Genomic DNA, 1,599 nt, shown 5'->3' with positions numbered 1-1,599 from the left:
ACCCCCCTCAGCGCGGACGACGGGAACGTACGCATCCTCGGCGCCCCCACCACCACCACCGACGCCGACGAAACGCCCCTGGACAGCGCGCACCTGACAGAGGAGCGAGTGGCGGCGTAACCCACCCCTGCGTGAAGGCGCCACCGGTCCGCCGTTGGCGCCTTCACCGCTGCCGCTGACGCCGATGAGACGGCTCTGGATGCCGCCGGCCATCAAGGGCCTGTATCGAAGTCGATCAGAGCTGATCGCGGCGAGAGCATCGTGGTTTCGTAGCGCACGGCGAACAAGAAGGGGTTGAGAAACGAAGCCCCTCCGATCGCCTTCGAACAGTGATCGGCCACCCTGGCGCGATCGTCGTGCCGCATCTTTGGTGGCGGCGTGACCATGGGTGGTCCGCGAGGTCCAGGCGGCTCGGCCTACGAAAATAGGAGGCGGCAGTCACATGCCCATGCCAGCATGGTCGCTTTGCACCCGATGTGAAGGACCTGAGTGGCCATGCCTAGCGCCATCACTTTGATCCGCTCCGCTTCTCTGTCCGACGTCGCTCAGTACGCCTACGCGGCCACGGCGCCTGCCGAGTCACGACTCATCTTCCTCGCCGGAGCGTGTCCCCTGAACGAGGACGGCTCGACGGCAGCGATTGGCGACTACGCAGGCCAAGCAGCGAAAGCCATCGAGAACATGCAGACGGCCCTCGCTGCCGCGGGCGCATCATTGCAGGACGTCATCAGCACAAGGGTTCTCGTCGCGTCCACCCGGCAGGAGGATCTGGGGGCCGCCTGGAAGATAGTCCGGGACTCGTTCGGTGAACATGACGTACCGAGCACCTTGATGGGAGTCACCGTGCTCGGTTACGAGGACCAGCTCGTTGAGATCGAAGCCGTCGCCGCCGTACTTGACTCCTGAGCGTAAGCGTCCAACCTGGCGCAAGCGGACACGGTTAGGTCTGGAGCCTGTATAGAAGCCGGTTGGAGCCATTCGTCGATCGCGGCGACGAGGATGGTCGCTGCGTAGCGCACGACGAGCTTGTCGTGTCGCGCGGCCACAGCGCGATGGCGCTTGAGGCGGTTGATACCGACTCGAAGGCGTGGCGCTGGGTGTGGACGTGCGGGTCGAAGAGAGGTGGCCGACCGCCCTTGGATCCCTTGGCGCGACGGCTGGCGTCCTGGTCGGCCTTGCTGGGGATGGCGGCCTTGATACCGCGCCGCCGCAGGTTGGCGCGGTTGGCCCGGGAAGCGTAGGCCTTGTCGGCCAGGACCCGGTCGGGGTGGGTTCTGGGGCGGCCTCCCCCCAGGCGTAACACCCGGACCCCGTCGATGGGTGCGGTGAACTGCGGGTGTCGCCACGCTGCCCGGCGGTGAGCACGATCGACAGCGGCTTTTGACCCTGCTCACAGGCCAGATGCAGCTTGGTGGTCAGTCCGCCACGGAAGCGCCCCAGTCCATGATCGGCCGGCTTCTCACCGCAACGGCCACCGGGCGGCTCGGCCTGCAGATCCCCTTTTACGCGGACCTGCGGCGTGCTGATGCGCGCCGGCGGTGGTGGAGTCCACACTGACATCCCAGGTGATGCGCCCGGCCGCGTGGGGGAGGGGTGGAG

General features: G+C 66.8%; 1 protein-coding gene. It reads left to right on the top strand.

Features of this window, described 5'->3' with window-relative positions:
* Nucleotides 1–495: 495 nt before the first annotated feature.
* Entirely contained in the window at nt 496–906 is a 411-nt protein-coding gene (locus tag C1J01_RS47945; protein ID WP_111185790.1) for a RidA family protein, read from the top strand.
* Nucleotides 907–1,599: the final 693 nt, after the last annotated feature.

The sequence above is a fragment of the Nonomuraea aridisoli genome (genome assembly GCF_003236395.1).
Taxonomy (GTDB): domain Bacteria; phylum Actinomycetota; class Actinomycetes; order Streptosporangiales; family Streptosporangiaceae; genus Nonomuraea; species Nonomuraea aridisoli.
The sequence above is the reverse complement of the archived record's forward strand: the minus strand, read 5'-3'. Positions and strand labels throughout refer to the sequence as shown.

Coding starts and splice junctions, on each gene's coding strand:
- C1J01_RS47945 (WP_111185790.1), top strand. CDS start 496: ATGCCTAGCGCCATCACTTTGATCCGCTCCGCTTCTCTGTCCGACGTC.